This window comes from Amphibacillus marinus (assembly GCF_900110345.1).
Classification (GTDB): domain Bacteria; phylum Bacillota; class Bacilli; order Bacillales; family Amphibacillaceae; genus Amphibacillus_D; species Amphibacillus_D marinus.
Window position 1 is genome coordinate 71572 of sequence record NZ_FODJ01000001.1, and the last position, 20209, is coordinate 91780.

Consider the following 20209-nt stretch of genomic DNA (forward strand, 5'->3'; position numbering starts at 1 on the left):
TTGGTCAAATATTCCTTATTCAGTGTCACGCTAGCCTTGAGCACGGCTTCGGGCTCACAGGATGTGAGTCAGTTAGACATCGCGTCGTGCGAAAATAGCTTCTCATTTCAAGGAGTCTATGGGACTGCTGTGTTCTTCAGCCATCTTGGCTGAACCTTAATATGTTGATACGAAAGTTGAGACAATAATTAATAAAATACTACTAGAATACAAATTAATATATTAAAGATAAGAATTGCTTCAAAGCATGATAGGGGTTGATTAATATGAACAAATTTGTCATTGTTGATTTAGAAACAACTGGTAATTCACCGCATAAAGGGGACCGAATTATCGAGATTGGCATTGTTGTTTTGCAAAATGGGAAAATCATTGAACAGTTCGCTCAGCTTATTAATCCTGAGCAGCATATTTCAAGGTTTATTTCGCACCTAACGGGGATTACAAATGAGATGGTAATGGACCAGCCTAGCTTTTCTGAAATAGCTAGCCAATTAATGGCTTACTTTACCGATGCTTATTTTGTTGCTCATAATGTTCCATTCGACTTAGGGTTTATTAATGCAGAACTAAAAAACGCTGGATATACGCCAATTAATCAACCTATTATTGATACCGTTGAATTAAGTAGAATTCTTCTTTCTACAGCTCCTAGCTTTAAGCTCAGCTACCTATCTGAATGGCTAGCACTTAAGCACGATGATCCTCATCGTGCACTATCCGATGCTTATGTAACGGCTGAGCTCCTTAAATATCTTTTAAGTAAACTAGCAACGCTACCATTGAATACAATAAAGCGCCTTTTGCAACTCGCTCCATTCCTTAAAAGTAGTCTATTTCAGCTTTTAAGTGAACAAAAAGAATTGGCAAGAAAACAAATTGAAATTAATGATCGCTATGATTATGAGTTTGGACTTGCCATTAAGCGTGAGAAGGAAATAATGACTACTGATCAATCTGCTGAGATTAGTATTGGTGAATGGCTGGATCGCTTTCTATCAGAAGTACGAGCTAATCATGATGATCATCGTAATTACGAATTTCGTCCTGGCCAAAAAGAAATGGCATCTTATATCTATCATGCTTTTCAAAGTAACCAGCATGCTATCATTGAGGCAGGTACAGGAACTGGAAAGACACTTGCGTATTTAGTTGCTTCCCTTTTCTATGCTGTTGAACATAAGGAGCAGGTTATTGTAAGTACCTTCTTGACACAATTGCAGTTACAATTAATAAATCAAGAAATCCCTAGATTGGCAAAAATACTGCCATTTACAATTAATGCGACGTTACTTAAAGGCAAGCAGCATTACATAAGCCTACCCTTATTTAGCCAATCCTTATTTGATCAAGAAATGACTAATTATGATCAAATATTAACAAAAGCAATCCTTGTTGTTTGGCTTACGGAGACAGAAACGGGTGATATCGATGAAATACAATTGCCATCGAGTGGGTATCGATTCTTCAACCAAATATCGGTAAGTCGAGAACTACAACAGGAGAATCACGCTCAGAATGAAACCATCTCTTTTTATAATCGTGCTATTAGTAAAGCTGAACATGCTAACCTTATTGTGGTTAATCACGCCTTGCTAGCTAAAAACTTAGCTGAAAAAACAACGCTGTTTAATCATATTAATAAGTTCATTATCGATGAGGCACATCATTTTCCAAGAGTTGTCGGGCAACACTATGGTCTTCAACTTGATTATTTAAGCTCCTTAAAAAAAATTGAAGACTTTGAAAAGTGTTTGACCAAACTGAACGCAGATCACCAACCAACTATCAAGAGGCTGTTAAGTATGTTAAAAGAAGAACATGATGATTTTAATCGGTTTATTTATCATTATGTCAGTAGAAATGGAAAAAACCAAGCAGCTGCTAGCGATATTGGCCGTACACAATATATTATTGGCAATAAAGATCAGTCAGACTGGCAGGTTGTTTTAGAGATGGCAAGTCGTTTACAATTCATTTTGCATGATGTTTGCCATGCTTTTGATTTAAAGTCAGTTCCAGAAGCAAATAAACACCAGCTGCAGTCTGTTGTTGAAGATTTGCTTGAATTAAAAGATAAACTTAAGCAATTTTTTAATGCTGAACAGAGTAAGACGGTAAGCTGGATTGAAATCGATAAGTATGGAGCCAAAAATGCTGTATATTTCTATCAGGAGCATTTACATGCTGAGAAATTAATTCAAGAACTGTTGCTTAAGAAAAAGGGTACGTTTGTTTTTACAAGTGCTTCTTTATCAATTACCGAACAGTTTGATTACTTTAAGCAACAGCTTGGGTTTAGCAACGAAACTATCTTTGAACGGCGAATCCCATCTCCATATCCTTTTCAAAATCAGGTTAAACTATGTGTGCCAAATGATTTTCCAATTGCAAAATATGGCGCTATGGACCCCTTCATTGAAGCAGCCTGTGAAGCTATTTTTAGCTTGGCAGAAGTGACAAAGGGAAGAATGTTGATCTTATTTAATGGTTACGAAATGCTTAAGAAAGCCTATCGATTGCTGAAGGAGCTACTTGATGATGATTTTATGGTAATTGCTCAAGGAATTTCTAGTGGTAGTCATGAACGGTTAAAAAAGAACTTTCAAAACTTTGATCGTGCTCTTTTGCTTGGTACCCATGCGTTTTGGGAGGGGTTAGATATTCCTGGTGATAATTTATCTTGTGTCGTAATTGTTAGACTACCATTTGAGGCGCCACAGCATCCAATTGTCAATGCTAAAATTAATGATTTAAAACGACAAGAGAAAAACCCATTTACCTCAATGTCCTTACCGAATGCGGTTATTCGCTTTAAACAAGGCTTTGGCCGGTTAATTCGTTCATATGAAGACAGGGGCATTGTCTTTGTATGTGATGATCGAATTGTTACTGAGCAGTATGGACAAGTATTTTTAAATTCAATTCCACAAGTTCAACTCTTCCATCGCCGAACAAACGAGCTTATCGAAACCGTTCAAGAGTGGCTGTGAGGAAAAGGGAGTATGCTATTCTTTTAAAGAGCAGTTTGATATTTTTATGTTGATCTCAATAGGGTAAGGCTTTTTGAGAGGTCGTGATTGATTCAAAAAAGAAAAACTAATCATTATTTTTTATAGAAAACCTGTTATAATATAAACAGGTTTATATGAATAGTCATTTTTAGACATGTTTATATAAAATTTATTACTAAGGGCTGGGATATTGATGAGAAATGAAAAAATTGAGACGTTATCAACTGTGAAATTACAAAACAATCCAGAGTTATATAAAATCGTAGATAGTTTAAATCGAACCTTGAAGGACGATGACTTAATGTTTGGGTTAGCTTTAGATGAGGGTGACAATGAGACAGCGGTCTTCACAATTTATCGAACTTAGCTGGACAAAAGCAATTGCTGTTAGTGTAGGAATTTTACTTTTAGCACTTGTGTTTTTTATCATTTCTCTCTACCGTTCAATTGATGCTAATCGAACAGGCGCGTTTAGCGATTCCCGGCAACGTGTCGAGGAAGAGTTAGCCATTCATTCTATTGAGCATATTTCACGTTATCATGGCACCGAATATTTTCATGTTATTGATGCAACAACGGCAGCGGATGAGGCAATTGTCATTTTTGTAAATCAGGATGATAGTGAGCAAGACCTCATTGTTTTTGATAAGCAAGATTTAGTTACAGAAGATCAAATTATGGCAACGTGGCGTAATGAAACTGCTTATCAACAGCTTTATCGTTCACAAAAAGGGTTAAGGAATCAAACCCCGCTATTAGAAATTGTTTATTTAGACGATAATGGTCGCCTTAGCTACGATTATTATCGCTTAAGTGACGGTGACTATGATAGTGGGATTACATTTAGAAAACAGTTTAATTAGCGGAGGGTGATACTATGAATTTAGCTAATCGAGTAAAAACACTAACACCATCTTCTACCTTAGCTATTACAGCGCAAGCAAAAGCCTTACAGCAAGCTGGTCATGATGTGATTGGTCTTGGAGCAGGTGAGCCAGATTTTGATACGCCTGATTATATTCTTAAAGCAGCTGAGGTAGCGATGTATAGTGGACTAACACGCTATACGCCCGCAGGTGGCATTATTGAACTAAGAAAAGCAATTACCGAGAAAATGGCTCGCGATCACAAGCTTATGTATGATTTTGATCAAGTGATTGTCACAACAGGGGCAAAGCATGCCCTATTCACCTTATTCCAAGTTCTGTTAAATGAAGGTGACGAGGTTATCATTCCAGGCCCTTATTGGGTTAGCTATCCTGAGCAGGTTAAGTTAGCAGGGGGAAGCCCTGTTTTTGTAGCTTGTGAGGATAAAGCCCACTTTAAATTAACACCCGATCAATTGGAAAAAACCATTACTCCCCAAACAAAAGCGGTAATTATTAATTCACCAAGTAATCCAACGGGAATGATGTATACTAAGGAAGAACTAAAAGAAATCGGCGAGATGTGTTTAAAACACAATCTCATCATTATTTCTGATGAGATTTATGAGAAATTAATTTATTCAGAGCAATTACATATTTCAATTGCCGAGATCTCTGAGCAAATAAAGGCACAAACTATTATTATTAATGGCGTATCCAAATCTCATGCAATGACGGGTTGGCGGATTGGCTATGCTGTTGGTCCGAGGTCAATTATAAAGGCAATGACCGATTTGGCTTCTCATTCAACCTCAAATCCGACAACGGTTTCTCAATATGCTGCATTAGCCGCTTATCAAGCAGATGATGTTGAAATTGAGAAAATGAAGAACAATTTTAAAACAAGATTAGATGTCATTCATGAGCAGTTAAATGCATTACCTGGTGTAACTTGTGAAAAGCCTAAGGGTGCCTTTTACTTGTTTCCGAACGTATCAAAGCTAGTTAAGCAATCTGGTTATGAAAATGTAGAAGAGTGGGTGAGTGCGCTATTAGAGGAGCAGAAGGTTGCACTTGTACCTGGTTCAGGATTTGGCGCGCCAGACCATGTCAGACTTTCCTATGCTATTGAATTAGAGAAGCTAGAGGAGGCAATTAGACGTATTGCAGCCTTCATTGCAGATTAACAGGCATAAAGGCCCGACTCGTTCAATGACCGCACTTTGCTCATACGTTTAGGCTCATGTCTGCGGTATTAATCATCAGTGATGATAAAGAAACCGCCTAATGATAAAGATTCATATTATTACAAACCATAAAACCGTAAAATGAAAGATTTTCTTGGAGGTACTTTTTAGTGAAAACAACAATTAATCAAGTAAAAGACTATGTAGGTAAAGATGTCACGATTGGAGCTTGGCTTGCAAACAAGCGTTCAAGTGGGAAAATTGCTTTCTTACAATTAAGAGATGGAACAGGCTTTATCCAAGGTGTTGTGGTGAAGGCTGAAGTAGCAGAAGAAACCTTCGCAACAGCTAAGCGATTAACACAGGAGTCATCTGTATTTGTAACAGGGACAATTGTTGAGGACACCCGTTCTCCTTTTGGTTTTGAAATGCAGGTAAAAGAAATTACGTTAATTCATGAATCAGTTGATTTTCCAATAACACCAAAAGAGCATGGGACCGAATTCTTAATGGATCACCGCCACTTATGGTTAAGATCAAAACGTCAACATGCCGTTATGCAAATTCGTAACGAAATTATTCGAGCAACCTACCAATTTTTTAATGACGAAGGGTTCCTAAAGATCGATCCACCAATACTTACTGGGGCTGCAGCTGAAGGTACGACAGAGCTTTTTCACACTCAATATTTTGATGAAGAAGCTTACTTATCTCAAAGTGGTCAATTGTATATGGAAGCTGCCGCAATGGCGTTTGGTAAAGTATTTTCTTTTGGTCCAACATTCCGGGCAGAGAAATCAAAAACACGTCGTCATTTAATTGAGTTCTGGATGATCGAGCCTGAAATGGCTTTTGTCGATCATGAAGAAAGTCTGCATGTACAAGAGAATTATGTAAGCTATCTCGCGCAGTCAGTCTTGAGCAATTGTAAGCTCGCTCTAAATACACTGGGACGAGATTTAACAAAGCTGGAGAACATCAAGGCGCCATTTCCCCGCATTACTTATGATGAAGCGATTGAATTATTAAAAGAAAAAGGCTTTACTGATATTGAATGGGGTGAAGACTTTGGTGCGCCTCATGAGACTGCCATTGCGGAAACGTATGATAAGCCTGTCTTTATTACCCATTATCCCAAGGATATTAAGGCTTTCTATATGAAACCGGATCCTGCGCGTCCAGAGGTTGTACTGTGTGCAGATTTGATTGCTCCAGAAGGTTATGGCGAAATAATTGGCGGTTCCCAACGCATAGATGACTTAGCATTATTAACAGAACGCTATCAGGAACACCAGCTTTCTGGAGATGCGTATAATTGGTACTTACAGCTTAGACAATATGGCAGTGTCCCACATTCTGGCTTTGGATTAGGTTTGGAGCGAACAGTAGCATGGTTCTCAGGGGTTGAGCACGTACGAGAAACGATTCCATTCCCACGTTTGCTTAATCGATTATACCCTTAATAAGCGGTACTTACCCTCGATCACAAAATCGGGGGTTTACTGTTATTTTACAATAATAATGATTTATCTTAAAAGGTGTTAGAAAAGAGTGAAGAAGATGAAGAAAACGAAAACCTATCAATCAATTATTCAGGATCAGCTTTTGATTCCTTCAAAGTTAATAAGTGGTTATCATAAGTTTGGTATTACAGAGCAAGAGCTTGCACTTATCCTACAGATTCATCGTTTCCATTTAAAGCAAATCTATTTCCCAACACCTACCGAGCTAGCATCTTTTGTCTCATTTGATGAACAAATATGTAGCCAGCTACTTCGAACACTTTTGCAAAAAGGTTATTTAAGTATTGAGGAAAAGAAGGATCAACAAGGAATTGTAAATGAGCAATACTCATTAGAAGGGCTATGGATAACCCTTTATCAAATTGAGCCAAAGCAGACAGAACCAAAAGAATTAACGATTAATCTATTTATCTTATTTGAAAAAGAGTTTGCTCGAACGCTATCACCAATTGAAATTGAAATGATTAATATCTGGTTAGATGAGGAGAAGTATGAGCTGGAATTAATTAAGGCTGCTCTTCGTGAAGCTGTTTTAATGAGTAAATTAAATTTTAAATATATCGATCGTATTCTTAGTGAGTGGAAACGTAAAGGAATTCGCTCTGAAGCGCAAGCTAAAAAGCAGGCGAGAACCTTTCATCAAAACCAGTCGCAAACCTCAAAGACAGCTAAAACCGATTCTAACCTCTATTATAACTGGCTAGATGAAGATTAAGGTGGGAAAGTAAAAATGTTAAATAAAGCACAAATAAGTTATGTACTGGCTGTTATGACGGAAATGTTTCCTGAGGCAGAGTGTGAACTTGTTCATGAGAATCCTTTTGAGCTTGTTATTGCTGTTGCGCTCTCTGCACAATGTACGGATCAATTAGTCAATAAGGTAACCAAGGCGTTATTTAAAAAATATAAAACGCCTGAAGATTACTTAGCAGTCCCAATTGAAGAGCTACAGCAAGATATTAAATCGATTGGCTTATATCGTAATAAGGCAAAAAATATTCAGAAGCTTTGTCAATCACTAATTGAGAACTTTAATGGTAAGGTACCTGAAACAAATGAAGAGTTAGAAACATTGGCTGGTGTAGGTCGCAAAACTGCAAACGTGGTAACCTCAGTCGCTTTTGGTAAACCTGCCATAGCTGTTGACACACATGTTGAACGCGTTTCTAAACGATTAGCTATTTCACGATGGAAGGATAGCCCGTTAGAGGTTGAAAAAACTTTAATGCGTAAAGTTCCGATAGAAGAATGGAGTAATACGCATCATCGGATGATTTTTTTTGGTCGTTATCATTGTAAAGCTCGAAATCCAGCTTGTGAGCAATGCCGGTTGCTAGAGCTATGTCGCGAGGGAAAAAAACGAATGAAACAAAAAGGGGCTAAAGCCAAATGAGTCGTTTTCATACTGATCTGTTTCAAGCATGGAAAAAGAAATCACCAGAAATCGGTCTGTTGTTTCGCGAAAAAAAATATCAACAGGCAGTTAGCCCGATGCAATCGAATCTCAAACAATTTAAGCAAGCCTTAGCCTTATTAAATGGTACTGATGAGTCAGTGTTGGATGTCAATACACTTAAGCATAAGCCAATCAATGTAGTGGAAAGAATGTTATATATCGAAGAAAATTTAAGTCAATACCATGCTTTTATTCAATTACAGGCATTGTATGAAGAGTTAGAAAAACTATATGCAAAGGTTGCAATATTAGAAGCATATCAAGAATAAGAATAGTAAAACGGTTCTTCATCAAACAGCGTTGGTTTAGCAAATGCTTTTTTTGCTTCCGCCTAATCTTGAAAAATTATTTTACCAAAGCTATATGATATACAACCGTAAAACCCTCACATTTTCTTAACCTGTGAGGGTTTTACTTAGTGATTATCCTTATTTATCCATCTTGTTCGCTATTATCACTTTCCGGTTCTTCTTCTTGCTCAGGCTCAGGATCTTCCTCCTGCTCCTCTTCCTCGGGTTGTTCAGCACCATTGTTATCATCAGGTTGCTCGGGGTCATCGTCAGGGTCATCTGGAACAACAGGTTGTTCAATTTCTTGCTCAGGTTCTTCTGTTTCATCTTCAATGTTTTCTTCAGGAACCTGTATATCAACCTGTCGTGATTCACTCGTTAGATTATCATTGGCAACAGTGACCTCAATGGTATAAACAGCGCCACGTTCAACATTACTAATTGTAAAGCTTTGCTCGCTTGTGGACGAGTCATTACCACTCGATCCATTAGTCCCATAGTTAATGTTGAAAGAGACATCCTCGTCACCTGAATATGACCATGAAACATCAATTTGGTTGCTCTCTTCATTATATTGCGCAGATAAGTTAGCAACAGGATCAAGCTGTTCAAATTGCTCTGATTCTTGAGTAGGCTCATAGCCACGTTTAAATAATTCAGTTACAATTTGTGAATCCGGCGTATAAGCACTTGGTAATTTAGCAGGGTTAGAGCCACGTTCAACCTGAACCCGCACAACAGAATCTGGCATTTCAAAATCAGCAGTTTCTATATTTACAGACAACTCACTCATAACGTTACGGAATAATTGTCTTGAAATTTGTGTGTCTGGCACAGACCTCGTTGAGCTTTCGTGATAGCCAGACCAAACAGCGATTGTATAATTTGTTGTATATCCAGAGAACCAAATATCAACATTGTCATCTGTTGAGCCCGTTTTTCCCGCGATAGGTAAACCAGAAACACTTGCAGATGTTCCTGTTCCGCTTTGCACAACAGTTTTTAACATATCGGTAATCATATACGCTGTTGCATCAGACATGACAGCAACAGGCTCAGATTTTAAACTCTGAGTTGTCCCATCATGAAATTCAACTTCTCTTACTGCATAGGGCTCATTATAAATACCGCCATTACCAAAGGCTGTGTAAGCGCCCGCCATATCAAGTGCAGACATACCTAGTGTAGAACCACCAATACCATCACCAATAGTCAAGCCGTTTTCGGGTATTGGTACCCCGATACTCTCGGCGAATTCAGTTGCCGTCCCGATACCGACCGCATCTAAGGCCTCTAAGGCTGGGACATTAAGCGACCATTGCATACCATAGCGCGCACTAACACGGTTTGAATATTCATCATTCCAATTTCTTACTACTTTATCAGAACCAGCTATCTCGTAAGGAGCAGAGTTATTAATTTGCTCATATGTTGACCAATTTAAATGTTCAATCGCTGGACCATAATCTAGGATTGGTTTGATGGCTGAACCTGGCTGACGCTTGGCTTGAATAGCCATATTAAATCCACCGACTTCACGGTCTCTTCCTGGGCCAACCGCTCGAATGGCACCGGATTGCGTGTCAATAACAACAAGACCCGCTTGAATCTCACTATCAGGGTAATTAATTGGACTGTTATCTGATAGAACATATTCGACATGTTCTTGCGCATCTGGATCTAGTGTTGTATGAACAATTAAGCCTTCATTAAAAGCATCAGCACCTAATTTTTCTTCAATCTCAATTCTAACTTGGTCAAGGAAGCCATGGTAGGAGTCACCTTGTCGACTCGTTAGATTCAGCATATCTTCCATGCTAACAGCCATGGCTTCATCTGCTTCTTCCTGCGTAATCTTCTCATGCCTAACCATTAGACTTAGCACCGTTTCCATTCGACCATGAGCAAGATCTGGATTTACAGCAGGATTATAAGCACTTGGTCGTTGTGGTAATCCGGCTAAAAGGGCTGCTTGAGACAGGGAAAGCTCGTCTAAATCGGTAATCCCAAAGAATGTTTCCGCTGCCGCGGCAACACCATATGCATTTTGACCATAAAAGATTTTGTTTAAATACATTTCAAGAATTTCCTCTTTATCGTAGGCACGTTCTAACTGAAGAGCTAGCCATTGCTCTTGCACTTTACGCTTGATCGTTTGATCGGTTGAAAGAAATGATCCCCTGATGACTTGTTGCGTTATCGTACTTGCACCACCCTCAGCACCAATGCTTCCTCTTCTAATGCTGGCCAAAACAGCACCACCAATTCTTCGAAAGTCAATTCCAGAGTGCTTAAAGAACCGCGCATCTTCGGCGGCAATAACGGCGTCAACTAATATTTCCGGAAGCTCATCGTAAGAAATTTCGGTCCGACGTTCTGATCCTGATTCGGCAAACACATTACCGTTTATATCTAAAAAACGATTTGGTTGTGGATCACGGAGCAATTCGGCATTTAACTCAGGTGCTGAAATAATATAGTAACCGAATAGAGCACTTACACCAACGATAGCAACAAGTGAGACGGTAAGCACCCACACGCCAACTTTCTTCCATCTACTTGATTTATTTTTTTTTGTTTTTTGTTGTTCTTGTCTTCTTGCCGTACGTGTTTGGCCTTTTTCTGCCATACGCATCTTCCTCCATTCTAGAAAAACAATTGCTCAATGACTGTCGCATAGTCAAGGAGAGCAGGGTAACGTGACGGTATTTCAATACCTTCGGCTACAAATTGCTTGTAAGGAATTGATTTTCTTCCTCCATCACTATATTGACTATCCCAGCTACGAAAAAGTTTCACTGCTGGTAGAAAAAAAGTTTGATTGTGAGCACGGAACCGAATGATTACAAAGGTAATACCATCATGTTCAGCAACAGCCTTCATGTGCTTAATTTGATGCTCATGAAAGTTATTGAGTGGAAAAGAGGATTTGTTTCTCGTTTCCTTTGCTTCAAAATCAATGTAACGCCCGCGGTAAACACCATTGTAATCCGTTGTAGATGCTTGCTTGAAATAACCCTCTTTAATGACAGCAGCACTACGCTTTGGGTAGTCAACTTTTACAATTTGAACAGGAGTTGGTTTTTTATGAATTACACAAATATTTTGCGCGAGATAGTAATCGTTCGTCTGGTTTATATCATCTTCAAGTGACATACCACGGTTACTAAAACTCCTTTGTAAGCCATGATTACCAGAGCTTGAGCTGTTAATTGATCTTTTCCCATTTGGGTAGTTCATGATTATTCCCTCCTGCCTGAATGTATCATACCAGAAAATTGAGTGAATTGAGAACTAAAAAGATAGATTAGCCATGAATAAGTGCTAAATGACTATGCTAAAAACAGCATGTACTCTCCTATAATTATAGCCAAGTAATCCAGAATTTATAAGTGAACGAAGACGATAAAAACATATTTTAATAGATGAAAAACACTAGTTTTGTTGTTAAGTCACTAGTTTTGTCAGTTAGGTAGGAGAATGATAATGGATTAGCAAATAATAAATTAATCGAATCTTAAAGGAGATGTCAGTTGTTATGGAGAATGCAGACTTAAGGGTTTTTCAAGAAAGACTGGAACAGCTTGCTGAAGAATTAGAAATTGTTCGTTTGAAAATGGTCCACGAAAGAATTAAACGAAATCACTTAAACAATTTATCTGGACAGTACATGAACGTAAATCAGAATACAAATCGTGCTATCCATCATTAATAAACTGTGCTATTGCATCCATCGCAGTCAGCAAATATCACTACTTTTTAATTTTTACTTGCCTTTACGCAAAATGATCGGCATGATAAAGTTATGATAAGAAAGAGGACTGATGAGATGTTAATGGAGATAACAATACAGCTCGAAGCTGCTAAGGATATATTAAAGCAACATTTTTTAACCAGTGAACAGCCAGAAGAAAAAAAGGATCCCGTTTTTTTTGATTTTGTTAAGAAAAAGACAGAACCCTTATTTGACCAAATTGAATGCTGGGAAGAAGAAGCACTTCGCTTGGCAAAGAATAGAGAAATATCTGTACACCCGCAGCTTATTCAATCAACACGGGAAAACTTCGAATTAATTCTTATGCACAGTTTCTACATCGATGTTAAGCTGCAACGTTACATGGAGCTTCACCAGGCAATTGACTATGTCTTCTTGTTAATTAAGAATGATATTGCTAAGCAATAAGCTTTGCTTTAAATTGGCGGTTGCAGCGAGAGATGCTAGGGTGTAAACAGGCAGAGGATGTTGGAACGAGGCAATTAGCAGTTATTCAATTTTTAAAAATAATAATTGGTTTGATTATGTGCCAATAAAAAAAATAAAAAAAATGAAAATGCAGGGGCATTTGCCCGCCACCTCTTGGACGTTTGTTCATAAGCTATTATGAATTCAAATCTAGAAAGGGGATTATTATGCGAAGACATCCATGTTGCCCAGCAAAAACAATTGTCTGCCCGACAAAGCATCAGCAGGTAAATACGTGCAGTCAAAGCCAAGTGAATTATGTGCATCCAACACATACAACGGTGACAGATCACCATACTGTTCAAAATACGCACTGGTACCCACAATCAACTTCTTGGGGTCAAACGGTAAATCAAACAAATGTTTACGGAGGTCAAACTTGGCCGGGAGGTTATAACGGCGTCCAGGGTGCGCAATCTGGTTATAACAACAATGGTGTGCAGGGTGTTCAATCCGGTTACAATCATTGCTGCAAACGTTAGAATATCAGTTTAGAGAAGAGCTGGATTCCCAGCTCTTCTTTTTGTAAAATTAAAGGGGAGGTGTGCTTTTTATGACAAAAGTTATTAGTGTAACTGGCTATAAATCCTACGAAATGAATATAAATGCAACGAATGATGAACGGATTAAATTTATTAAGTTAGCAATAAAACGAAAGTTACTGCAATTTATTGAACAGGGAGGGGAATGGTTATTGTGCTCCGGGCAGTTAGGGGTGGAACTGTGGTCATGTCAAGTAGCACGAGAGTTAGCCAAAGATTATCCAATTCAAACAGCAGTAATTGCCCCGTTTGAGAATCAGGACAAGCTTTGGAATGAAGCCGATCAGCAAGCGTATCAGACCTGTATTGAGCAAGCTGACTTCTATACCTCACTTTACAAAGGTGATTATAAAAGTCCACAGCAATTTACTGCAAAAAATAAATGGTTAATAGAAAAAAGCGACTGTAGCATGCTTCTCGTTGACGATATGTATCCAGGAAGTGTACGTTACTACCTTGATGAAGTGACTAGCTATCAGGAAAGTCAAAACCATCCCGTCTATTTTATTACACCACTAGATTTGGAGGATATTGTTCGAGAGTGGAACGATATGCATAATCAATAGTAGCCATCCATAAAATAAGCGTGAGTTTAGATTGACAATTCTCGCAAAATTTGAAAAAATACATATTAACCGTTGTTAAATAATGAGGTGAAATTAAATGTCAACTAATTTTAAAACGCAGTTGAGTCCTAAGGATATTTTAGATAAACAATTTAAAACATCAATGCGTGGGTATAACCAAGAAGAGGTCGATGCCTATCTGGATAAAATTATTCAAGATTATGAAGGCTTAACCAAGCAAATTGAGCAACTAAAACGCGAGAATGAAAGACTAAAGAGTAACAGTGAACCGACTCCACATCGGGTACAAACATCTAATCATCAGGTAAACTATGATATATTAAAACGTGTATCCAATTTGGAAAAAGCAGTGTTTGGCAAGAAATACACGGACGCCTAACAGTCACTGGAAAACTTTGATAGATGTTTAACATCATTTTTTATGGTATAATATCTATTCGAGTAAAACATAACATAATGAATGCTTTGGTAATTGCTACATGTATTTGCATGTAGAGGAAAGTCCATGCTCGCACAGGCTGCGATGCTTGTAGTGTTCGTGCTTGATGAATTCATAAATCTTGGGAGTTGTCTTGACAACTTACGGCAGGGAACAGAGCTAAGTCAACACTGATATGCTCTTATTACCTTTAAAGTGCCACAGTGACGTAGTCAAAGTGGAAACATTTTGAGTGGAACGCGGTAAACCCCACGAGCGAGCAACCCAAATTACGGTAGGGGCATCTTGGATTAGGGAACTGAACCGAAACAAGGGCTATCTTTATGATAGCAGATAGATGATTACCACTAAGGTACGAGGATGACCACCGCTTGTAGTACTTTAGGACAGAACATGGCTTATAAAGCATTCATTGGTCTATTTATGTTAAGCAAATGAATTCCTCCAGAGGCTACTTATGTCTTAGGAGGTTTTTTTAATGAACATACATACCAAGTTGTTATTAAAATTGTAAAAACGATGAAAGGATGACAGGATGAGTAAATTTAAATTGTTGGCAACTGCTGCGATGGGATTAGAATCAGTTGTAGCCAAGGAGGTTAAAGCGCTTGGCTATGAAGGAGTACAAGTAGAAAACGGGAAAGTCATCTTTGAAGCAGATTCGTCTGCAATTCCACGTTGTAATCTGTGGCTTAGGACTGCTGATCGAGTGAAGCTAATTGTAGGAGAATTTGAAGCAAAGACTTTTGATCAGTTATTTGAAGGTACGAAAGCTTTAGATTGGGAGTATTTTATTCCAGAGGATGGTCAATTTCCTGTAATCGGAAAGTCTGTTAAATCAAAGCTGTACAGTGTCTCTGATTGCCAAGCTATTGTTAAGAAAGCCATTGTAGAACGATTAAAGCAAAAGCATGGCGTTGCAATTCGGATGCCTGAAACTGGCGCACTTCATCGTGTTGAAGTTGCTATTCTGAAAGATAAAGTCACTTTAACACTGGATACCTCTGGCGCAGGCTTACATAAGCGGGGCTATCGAATAGGTCAGGGAGAAGCGCCACTAAAGGAAACGTTAGCTGCGGCACTTGTCCAGCTAACAAATTGGAAACCAGATTTCCCACTAGTTGATTTGTTCTGTGGTTCAGGCACCATTTTAATTGAAGCTGCTTTGATTGGTCAGAATATTGCACCTGGCTTTAATCGCGAATTTGCAAGTGAGGATTGGTCTTTTATATCACCAAAAATATGGGGGCAAGCTTTTGATGAAGCTGAACAATTAGCAAACTATAATCAATCCCTTGACATAACAGGCACCGATATTGATCCAAAAATGATTGGAATTGCGAAGCAAAACGCCGTAGAAGCAGGACTTGCTGAGTTGATCAACTGGAAGCAGATGCAAGCAGCTGACTTTAACCCAAAACGCAACAATGGTTATTTGATCACCAATCCCCCCTATGGTGAGCGTTTAAGTGATAAAGCAGAGGTCGAAGCGATGTATCGTCAGATTGGCCAAGTAATGTCTGAAAATAATAGCTGGAGTAGCTATGTGTTGACCTCAAATGAACAGTTTGAAAAACTGTTTGGTCAAAGTGCGACTAAAAAACGCAAGTTATTTAATGGGTTTATTAAGGTGGACTATTATCAATACTTTGGTAAGAAAAATAATAGCTAGGAGGCGTTAATGTGAACGAGGTTGAACAAACGTTTAAAGATTTGATGAAGGAAATCAAAGGCTATGCCGAAGCATTATCATTAATTCATTGGGATTTAAGGACTAAAATCCCTAAAAAAGCTATGGAGCAACGATCGGATGTCATTGGTTTGTTATCAGAGAGAATCCACCAGCTACAAACATCTGACCAGATGAAGCATTGTATTGATCAATTAAAAGGAAAGACAGCTGATCCAATTTTAATTAAAGCTGTTGAGGAATGTGAAGATACTTATAACAAAAGTAGTAAAATTCCGGTTGAAGAATATAAAGCATTTGTTACCCTTTGTTCAAAGTCAGAAACCGTTTGGCAGCAAGCAAGAGAGGAGGATGATTTCGCCCTCCTGCAACCCTATTTAGAAGAAATCGTGGACTTTAATAAGAAATTTGCAACCTATTGGGGTTATAAAGAGCAGAAGTATGATGGATTGCTCGATCAGTATGAGTCTGGTTTAACTACAGAAGTTCTTGATCAGGTATTTGCTAAGGTTAAGAAAGCCCTAACGGAGCTTGTTTCTCAAATTGCTAATTCTGAAGTTGAGATTGATGTCGAATCCCTGCTTCATCATTTTCCCAAACAGAGTCAAGAAGCATTTAGTTTAGCAATATTAGATAAGATGGGCTACGATTTTGACGCTGGTCGTCTTGATGAAACCATTCATCCCTTTGCAATTGGGATTAACCCAAATGATGTCCGTGTAACGACACGTTATGATGAAGGCGATTTTAGAATGGCTGTCTTCGGAACTATTCATGAAGGCGGACACGCCCTATATGAGCAAAATATTGACCAAGACTTAGCTCAGACCGTATTAGCTCGCGGGACATCAATGGGTATTCATGAATCGCAATCATTATTTTGGGAAAATTTCATTGGAAGAAGCAAGGGTTTTTGGCAAAACCACTTTAATTTATTTAGAGAGAAAGCGCCAGCTGCTTTTCAATCAATTGATTTTGAAACCTTTTATCAGGCTATAAATGAGGTTAAGCCAAGCTTTATTCGAATTGAGGCAGATGAGCTGACTTACTCGCTTCATATTATTATCCGCTACGAACTTGAAAAAGCATTAATTGATGGTGATTTAGCAGTCAAAGACTTGCCAGAAGCGTGGAATGATAAAATGGAAGAGTATTTAGGGATTCGACCAACCTCTAATAAGCAGGGAATTTTACAGGACATTCACTGGTCAGCTGGGGATTTTGGTTACTTTCCCACTTATGCATTAGGCTATATGTACGCAGCACAGCTAAATGCGAAGCTAACTGAGGCGATAGATGTTGATGGTATTATTCAATCTGGTGATTTTGAACCAATCAAAGCATGGCTCACCGAGCATGTCCATCGTCATGGTAAGATGAAAAAACCACTTGAAATAATTAAAGATGTAACAGGTGAGGGATTAAATCCCGACCATCTCATTGCGTACTTAACTAAGAAGTATCAAGAAATTTATCAATTATAATCATAATGTTCAAATAAGCAGGCATTCAATCTACTGGTATAGTAATTGGATGCCTGCTTATTTAAATGCGTCTAATGATAACTAATTAGATTATGTCACACTTATAGACAGAACAATTGTTCGATATCTCTTCCTATTTCGCACTGATTATTGTATACTAGTAAACGTAATTGATTTATAAAGTAAGGGAAGAGGGGATTGAATTGGGTCATCTTACCTTAGCTGACTACCTTGAACAACTTTGGGTGAAGGGCTTTAAGCTGTCAGATGAGCAGGTTCGGTTCATTTATTTTGGCAAGCAATATACTGGAGCAAATGATGATTTAGCGAGGGTAGCTATTAAGACGACACTGCGCTTACAGTACCAATTTGATGGATCTTTTTATATTAGCTTGTTAGAGTTGTTAAAAGAACACAATATTGGAACGAGGCAGGATGCTATTGCTCTATTCAAGAAGAAGGGTCTCCAATAATTGCGCTTTTCTTTGTTTGAAGGGCATGTCTTGCAAGCTGATCAGCGGGTTTATTTTGTTGATCAGGAATCCACTTAATAAAGCAATGAGGAAAGCCCGCTATTATACTTAATGCTTGATCAAGTAATGGTTTAAAGGTTTTGTTCTTTGTATAGCCCTTTTCAACCATATCGACAACAAGCATGGAGTCGGATCGAATTGATAGAATTTGATCAGGAAAGTTTGCTTCACAGTAAAGAAGCGCATTAATAAGTGCTTGCAATTCAGCTTCGTGATTTGTTGATTGTCCGATAAAAGAAAAACCCTGGATTTTCTCTTGTTTATTCTGAATAATAAAACTGGTACTACTGGGTCCAGGATTACCTGCAGAAGCACCATCAATATAAACTGTTAGCATCACTAACACACCTTCCCTTATAAGAGCCCAATCGCTTGGATACATATTACTATTCATCCAGTTAAAAAACAGTGAGATAACCGTTTTACACAGACAGAATACTTTCACAATAAGCATGAATCTGAAGGCAAACAAGATTGACCATGAAAAAAATAGCCCAGTTAACGTGAGAGGGACATCCCTGCACACATCACTTAAGGCCATTACCAAGCAATTAAATTTGTCTTCTATACACGTGTAAAATGATAGCTTAGTTTGCTATGTGCGTCAAGTTTTTATTCTATACGAAAGGTTGACTTACTCATGCGTCAAGAAGCACAATTACGTGAGATTAAATCATATGTTATTAATTTTTTTAATAATGATAACTCTGGTCATGATTGTAACCATATGAATAGAGTTGCCAATTATGCCAGAATAATTGCTGAAGCGGAAGGTAGTGACCCGTTTATCAGTGAGGTATGCGGCTGGGTTCATGATCTTATTGATTTAAAGCTCGTTGAAGATCCTGAATTAGCCAAGCAAGATTTAAAGAAGCTACTCGAACAGCTTCGTTTCTCAGCAATACAAATTAATCAGATTATATCAGCAATAGATACTGTTTCATTCCGGAAAGGTAAAACACCAGAAACAGAGTTTGCCCAAATTGTTCAGGACGCAGACAGGCTTGATGCGATTGGAGCAATAGGTGTTGCCAGGGCTATCAGCTATGGCACTTCAAAGCATCAGCCTCTTTATGATAGTGAGCACTCTTCTACTCTTGCTCACTTTACCGAGAAATTATTTAAGCTAGAAGCTCGCTTGCACACACAGGCGGCAAAGAAAATGGCTAAAGATCGGCATCAGTTCATGATGCACTTTTATCATCAATTTATGGTTGAGTGGCGTGAAGGGATGGGCAACTAATTGCTTATCCTTCTACTGCCTAAATAACGTTGCTGCCAATAGGATTCAGTGAGATTAGAAATGGTTACACCATTAGAAGCACTGGCATGAATAAATTGATCATTTCCTAAATAAATACCGGCATGTGAGGGTCCTTTTTTATATGTTTCAAAAAAAACGATGTCACCTAATGAAGCTTGATCAACATGTGACGATTGGTTCCAAATATCGGCTACAGTCCGAGGAATTGTAATCGAATTTTCCGAAAAAACATATTGCAAAAAGCCACTGCAATCAAATCCGGAAGTTGACGTGCCGCCCCAGAGATAAGGAATACCTTGTAAAGCCTTTGCACTTTCAATAATCTGATTGGAGTCTTGTGGTATTTTTTTAATTTGTTTTACTTCCTGCTTACTTGTGTTATCGGTCTTCTGTTTAGGCTCAACGATCTCCGGAACTGTTTCAGCTTGAATCGTTTCGACAAATGCTTCAGTAATCTCAACTGTCATAGGCAGACTAAAGGCTTCTTTTGCTTCCAGAAGGGCGGCTTCTGTTATTGGACCGTAAATTTGATCAATATTAGCTTGATAAAAGCCGAAATAAAAAAGAGCTTTTTGAAGTTTTTCAACCTCTTCATTCTTTTCACCGAATTGAAAGCTACGATCAAAGCTTTTAAGTTCAGATAGATAAAACCGATATTCAGCATCCATAATTGCCTGAATGGTCTCAGTGTTAATCGTACCGTCTATCTCAATAAAATGTTCGCGTTGAAATTTCTTTAAGGCATATTCAGTAAGTAAGCCAAATTCGCCATCAATTGTTTCATCATAATAATGCAGGTTATTTAGCTTTTGCTGTATAATACGAATAGTAGTACTATGTTGACCATAAACAAAAACATGCTCCTCCTGATTCATTAACCAATAGTTCTGAAAAACAGGATAAGCATCTACATAGACTGAGAATGGTTGGCTTACCATGTAACTATAAGCGACTGTTTGCTTAACAATTTGATTAAGCTGAGCTTGAGCCAACAATTAACGCCTCCTTTATGCGGATTATTAGACTTTTTAAAAGTGTATTCATTCTCTAATCAATAAATGTGTCTTGAAGGTTTTGTTATGATTTTGTAA

General features: G+C 38.2%; 21 protein-coding genes and 1 other RNA gene. 18 read left to right on the forward strand and 4 right to left on the reverse strand.

Annotated features, from left to right (window positions below):
- The first annotated feature begins 266 nt into the window (after positions 1–266).
- The 8 genes from dinG to BM000_RS00440 all read left to right on the forward strand — a co-directional run bounded on the left by dinG (position 267) and on the right by BM000_RS00440 (position 8315).
- Complete coding sequence (dinG, locus tag BM000_RS00405) at positions 267–2993, forward strand: ATP-dependent DNA helicase DinG (protein ID WP_091493473.1); 2727 nt, start codon at positions 267–269, stop codon at positions 2991–2993.
- Positions 2994–3207: 214 nt separating this feature from the next.
- Positions 3208–3381 carry a YpmA family protein gene (locus BM000_RS00410; protein ID WP_091493476.1) on the forward strand — a complete coding sequence of 58 codons (174 nt, stop codon included), beginning with the start codon at positions 3208–3210 and terminating at the stop codon, positions 3379–3381.
- On the forward strand, positions 3347–3877 hold the full coding sequence (locus tag BM000_RS00415) for a hypothetical protein (RefSeq protein ID WP_091493478.1): 531 nt from the start codon (positions 3347–3349) through the stop codon (positions 3875–3877). Before BM000_RS00410 ends, BM000_RS00415 begins: the two co-directional genes overlap by 35 nt.
- 14 nt (positions 3878–3891) lie before the next feature.
- Complete coding sequence (locus tag BM000_RS00420; protein WP_091493480.1) at positions 3892–5067, forward strand: pyridoxal phosphate-dependent aminotransferase; 1176 nt, start codon at positions 3892–3894, stop codon at positions 5065–5067.
- Between the two features lie 170 nt (positions 5068–5237).
- Entirely contained in the window at positions 5238–6530 is a 1293-nt protein-coding gene (gene asnS, locus BM000_RS00425; RefSeq protein ID WP_091493483.1) for an asparagine--tRNA ligase, read from the forward strand.
- A gap of 97 nt (positions 6531–6627) precedes the next feature.
- Complete coding sequence (locus BM000_RS00430; RefSeq protein ID WP_091493486.1) at positions 6628–7305, forward strand: DnaD domain-containing protein; 678 nt, start codon at positions 6628–6630, stop codon at positions 7303–7305.
- Between the two features lie 15 nt (positions 7306–7320).
- Complete coding sequence (nth, locus tag BM000_RS00435; protein WP_091493488.1) at positions 7321–7983, forward strand: endonuclease III; 663 nt, start codon at positions 7321–7323, stop codon at positions 7981–7983.
- Positions 7980–8315 carry a YpoC family protein gene (locus BM000_RS00440; RefSeq protein ID WP_091493491.1) on the forward strand — a complete coding sequence of 112 codons (336 nt, stop codon included), beginning with the start codon at positions 7980–7982 and terminating at the stop codon, positions 8313–8315. The genes nth and BM000_RS00440 overlap by 4 nt, the downstream gene beginning before the upstream one ends.
- 163 nt (positions 8316–8478) lie before the next feature.
- On the opposite strand, the gene BM000_RS00445 is transcribed toward BM000_RS00440, so the two are convergent.
- Positions 8479–10965, reverse strand: coding sequence for a penicillin-binding protein 1A (locus BM000_RS00445; protein ID WP_091493497.1), 2487 nt, complete (start codon positions 10963–10965; stop codon positions 8479–8481).
- Between the two features lie 17 nt (positions 10966–10982).
- Positions 10983–11576 carry a Holliday junction resolvase RecU gene (recU, locus tag BM000_RS00450; RefSeq protein WP_091493500.1) on the reverse strand — a complete coding sequence of 198 codons (594 nt, stop codon included), beginning with the start codon at positions 11574–11576 and terminating at the stop codon, positions 10983–10985.
- A gap of 298 nt (positions 11577–11874) precedes the next feature.
- Here recU and BM000_RS16700 point away from each other — a divergent pair, with 298 nt between their 5' ends.
- From BM000_RS16700 to BM000_RS00490, 9 genes are all read left to right on the forward strand, one after another.
- The gene (locus BM000_RS16700) at positions 11875–12048 is read left to right on the forward strand and encodes a hypothetical protein (RefSeq protein WP_177178154.1); all 174 of its coding nucleotides are present in this window, start codon (positions 11875–11877) and stop codon (positions 12046–12048) included.
- A gap of 117 nt (positions 12049–12165) precedes the next feature.
- Positions 12166–12519, forward strand: coding sequence for a DUF1798 family protein (locus BM000_RS00455; RefSeq protein ID WP_091493502.1), 354 nt, complete (start codon positions 12166–12168; stop codon positions 12517–12519).
- 227 nt (positions 12520–12746) lie between these two features.
- Positions 12747–13061: a CotD family spore coat protein gene (locus BM000_RS00460; RefSeq protein WP_091493505.1), complete on the forward strand. Its 315-nt coding sequence runs from the start codon at positions 12747–12749 to the stop codon at positions 13059–13061.
- A gap of 71 nt (positions 13062–13132) precedes the next feature.
- Positions 13133–13687 (forward strand): SLOG family protein, encoded by a 555-nt coding sequence (locus tag BM000_RS00465; protein WP_091493508.1) that lies wholly within the window; start codon positions 13133–13135, stop codon positions 13685–13687.
- 97 nt (positions 13688–13784) lie between these two features.
- Entirely contained in the window at positions 13785–14087 is a 303-nt protein-coding gene (gene gpsB / locus BM000_RS00470; RefSeq protein ID WP_091493510.1) for a cell division regulator GpsB, read from the forward strand.
- A gap of 81 nt (positions 14088–14168) precedes the next feature.
- Positions 14169–14553, forward strand: an RNA gene (gene rnpB / locus BM000_RS00475) — RNase P RNA component class B.
- A 129-nt stretch (positions 14554–14682) separates the two neighbouring features.
- Positions 14683–15819, forward strand: coding sequence for a THUMP domain-containing class I SAM-dependent RNA methyltransferase (locus BM000_RS00480; RefSeq protein WP_091493513.1), 1137 nt, complete (start codon positions 14683–14685; stop codon positions 15817–15819).
- 44 nt (positions 15820–15863) lie between these two features.
- Positions 15864–17321, forward strand: a complete 1458-nt coding sequence (locus BM000_RS00485) for a carboxypeptidase M32 (RefSeq protein ID WP_091494986.1) — start codon at positions 15864–15866, stop codon at positions 17319–17321.
- A 203-nt stretch (positions 17322–17524) separates the two neighbouring features.
- Positions 17525–17794: a DUF6123 family protein gene (locus tag BM000_RS00490; RefSeq protein WP_091493516.1), complete on the forward strand. Its 270-nt coding sequence runs from the start codon at positions 17525–17527 to the stop codon at positions 17792–17794.
- Here BM000_RS00490 and BM000_RS00495 read toward each other — a convergent pair.
- The gene (locus BM000_RS00495; RefSeq protein WP_091493518.1) at positions 17772–18191 is read right to left on the reverse strand and encodes a ribonuclease HI family protein; all 420 of its coding nucleotides are present in this window, start codon (positions 18189–18191) and stop codon (positions 17772–17774) included. The genes BM000_RS00490 and BM000_RS00495 overlap by 23 nt on opposite strands.
- Positions 18192–18494: 303 nt before the next feature.
- Here BM000_RS00495 and BM000_RS00500 point away from each other — a divergent pair, with 303 nt between their 5' ends.
- Entirely contained in the window at positions 18495–19097 is a 603-nt protein-coding gene (locus BM000_RS00500; protein ID WP_091493521.1) for an HD domain-containing protein, read from the forward strand.
- Here the strand turns inward: BM000_RS00500 and BM000_RS00505 are convergent.
- On the reverse strand, positions 19094–20113 hold the full coding sequence (locus tag BM000_RS00505; RefSeq protein ID WP_091493523.1) for an NlpC/P60 family protein: 1020 nt from the start codon (positions 20111–20113) through the stop codon (positions 19094–19096). The genes BM000_RS00500 and BM000_RS00505 overlap by 4 nt on opposite strands.
- Positions 20114–20209: the final 96 nt, after the last annotated feature.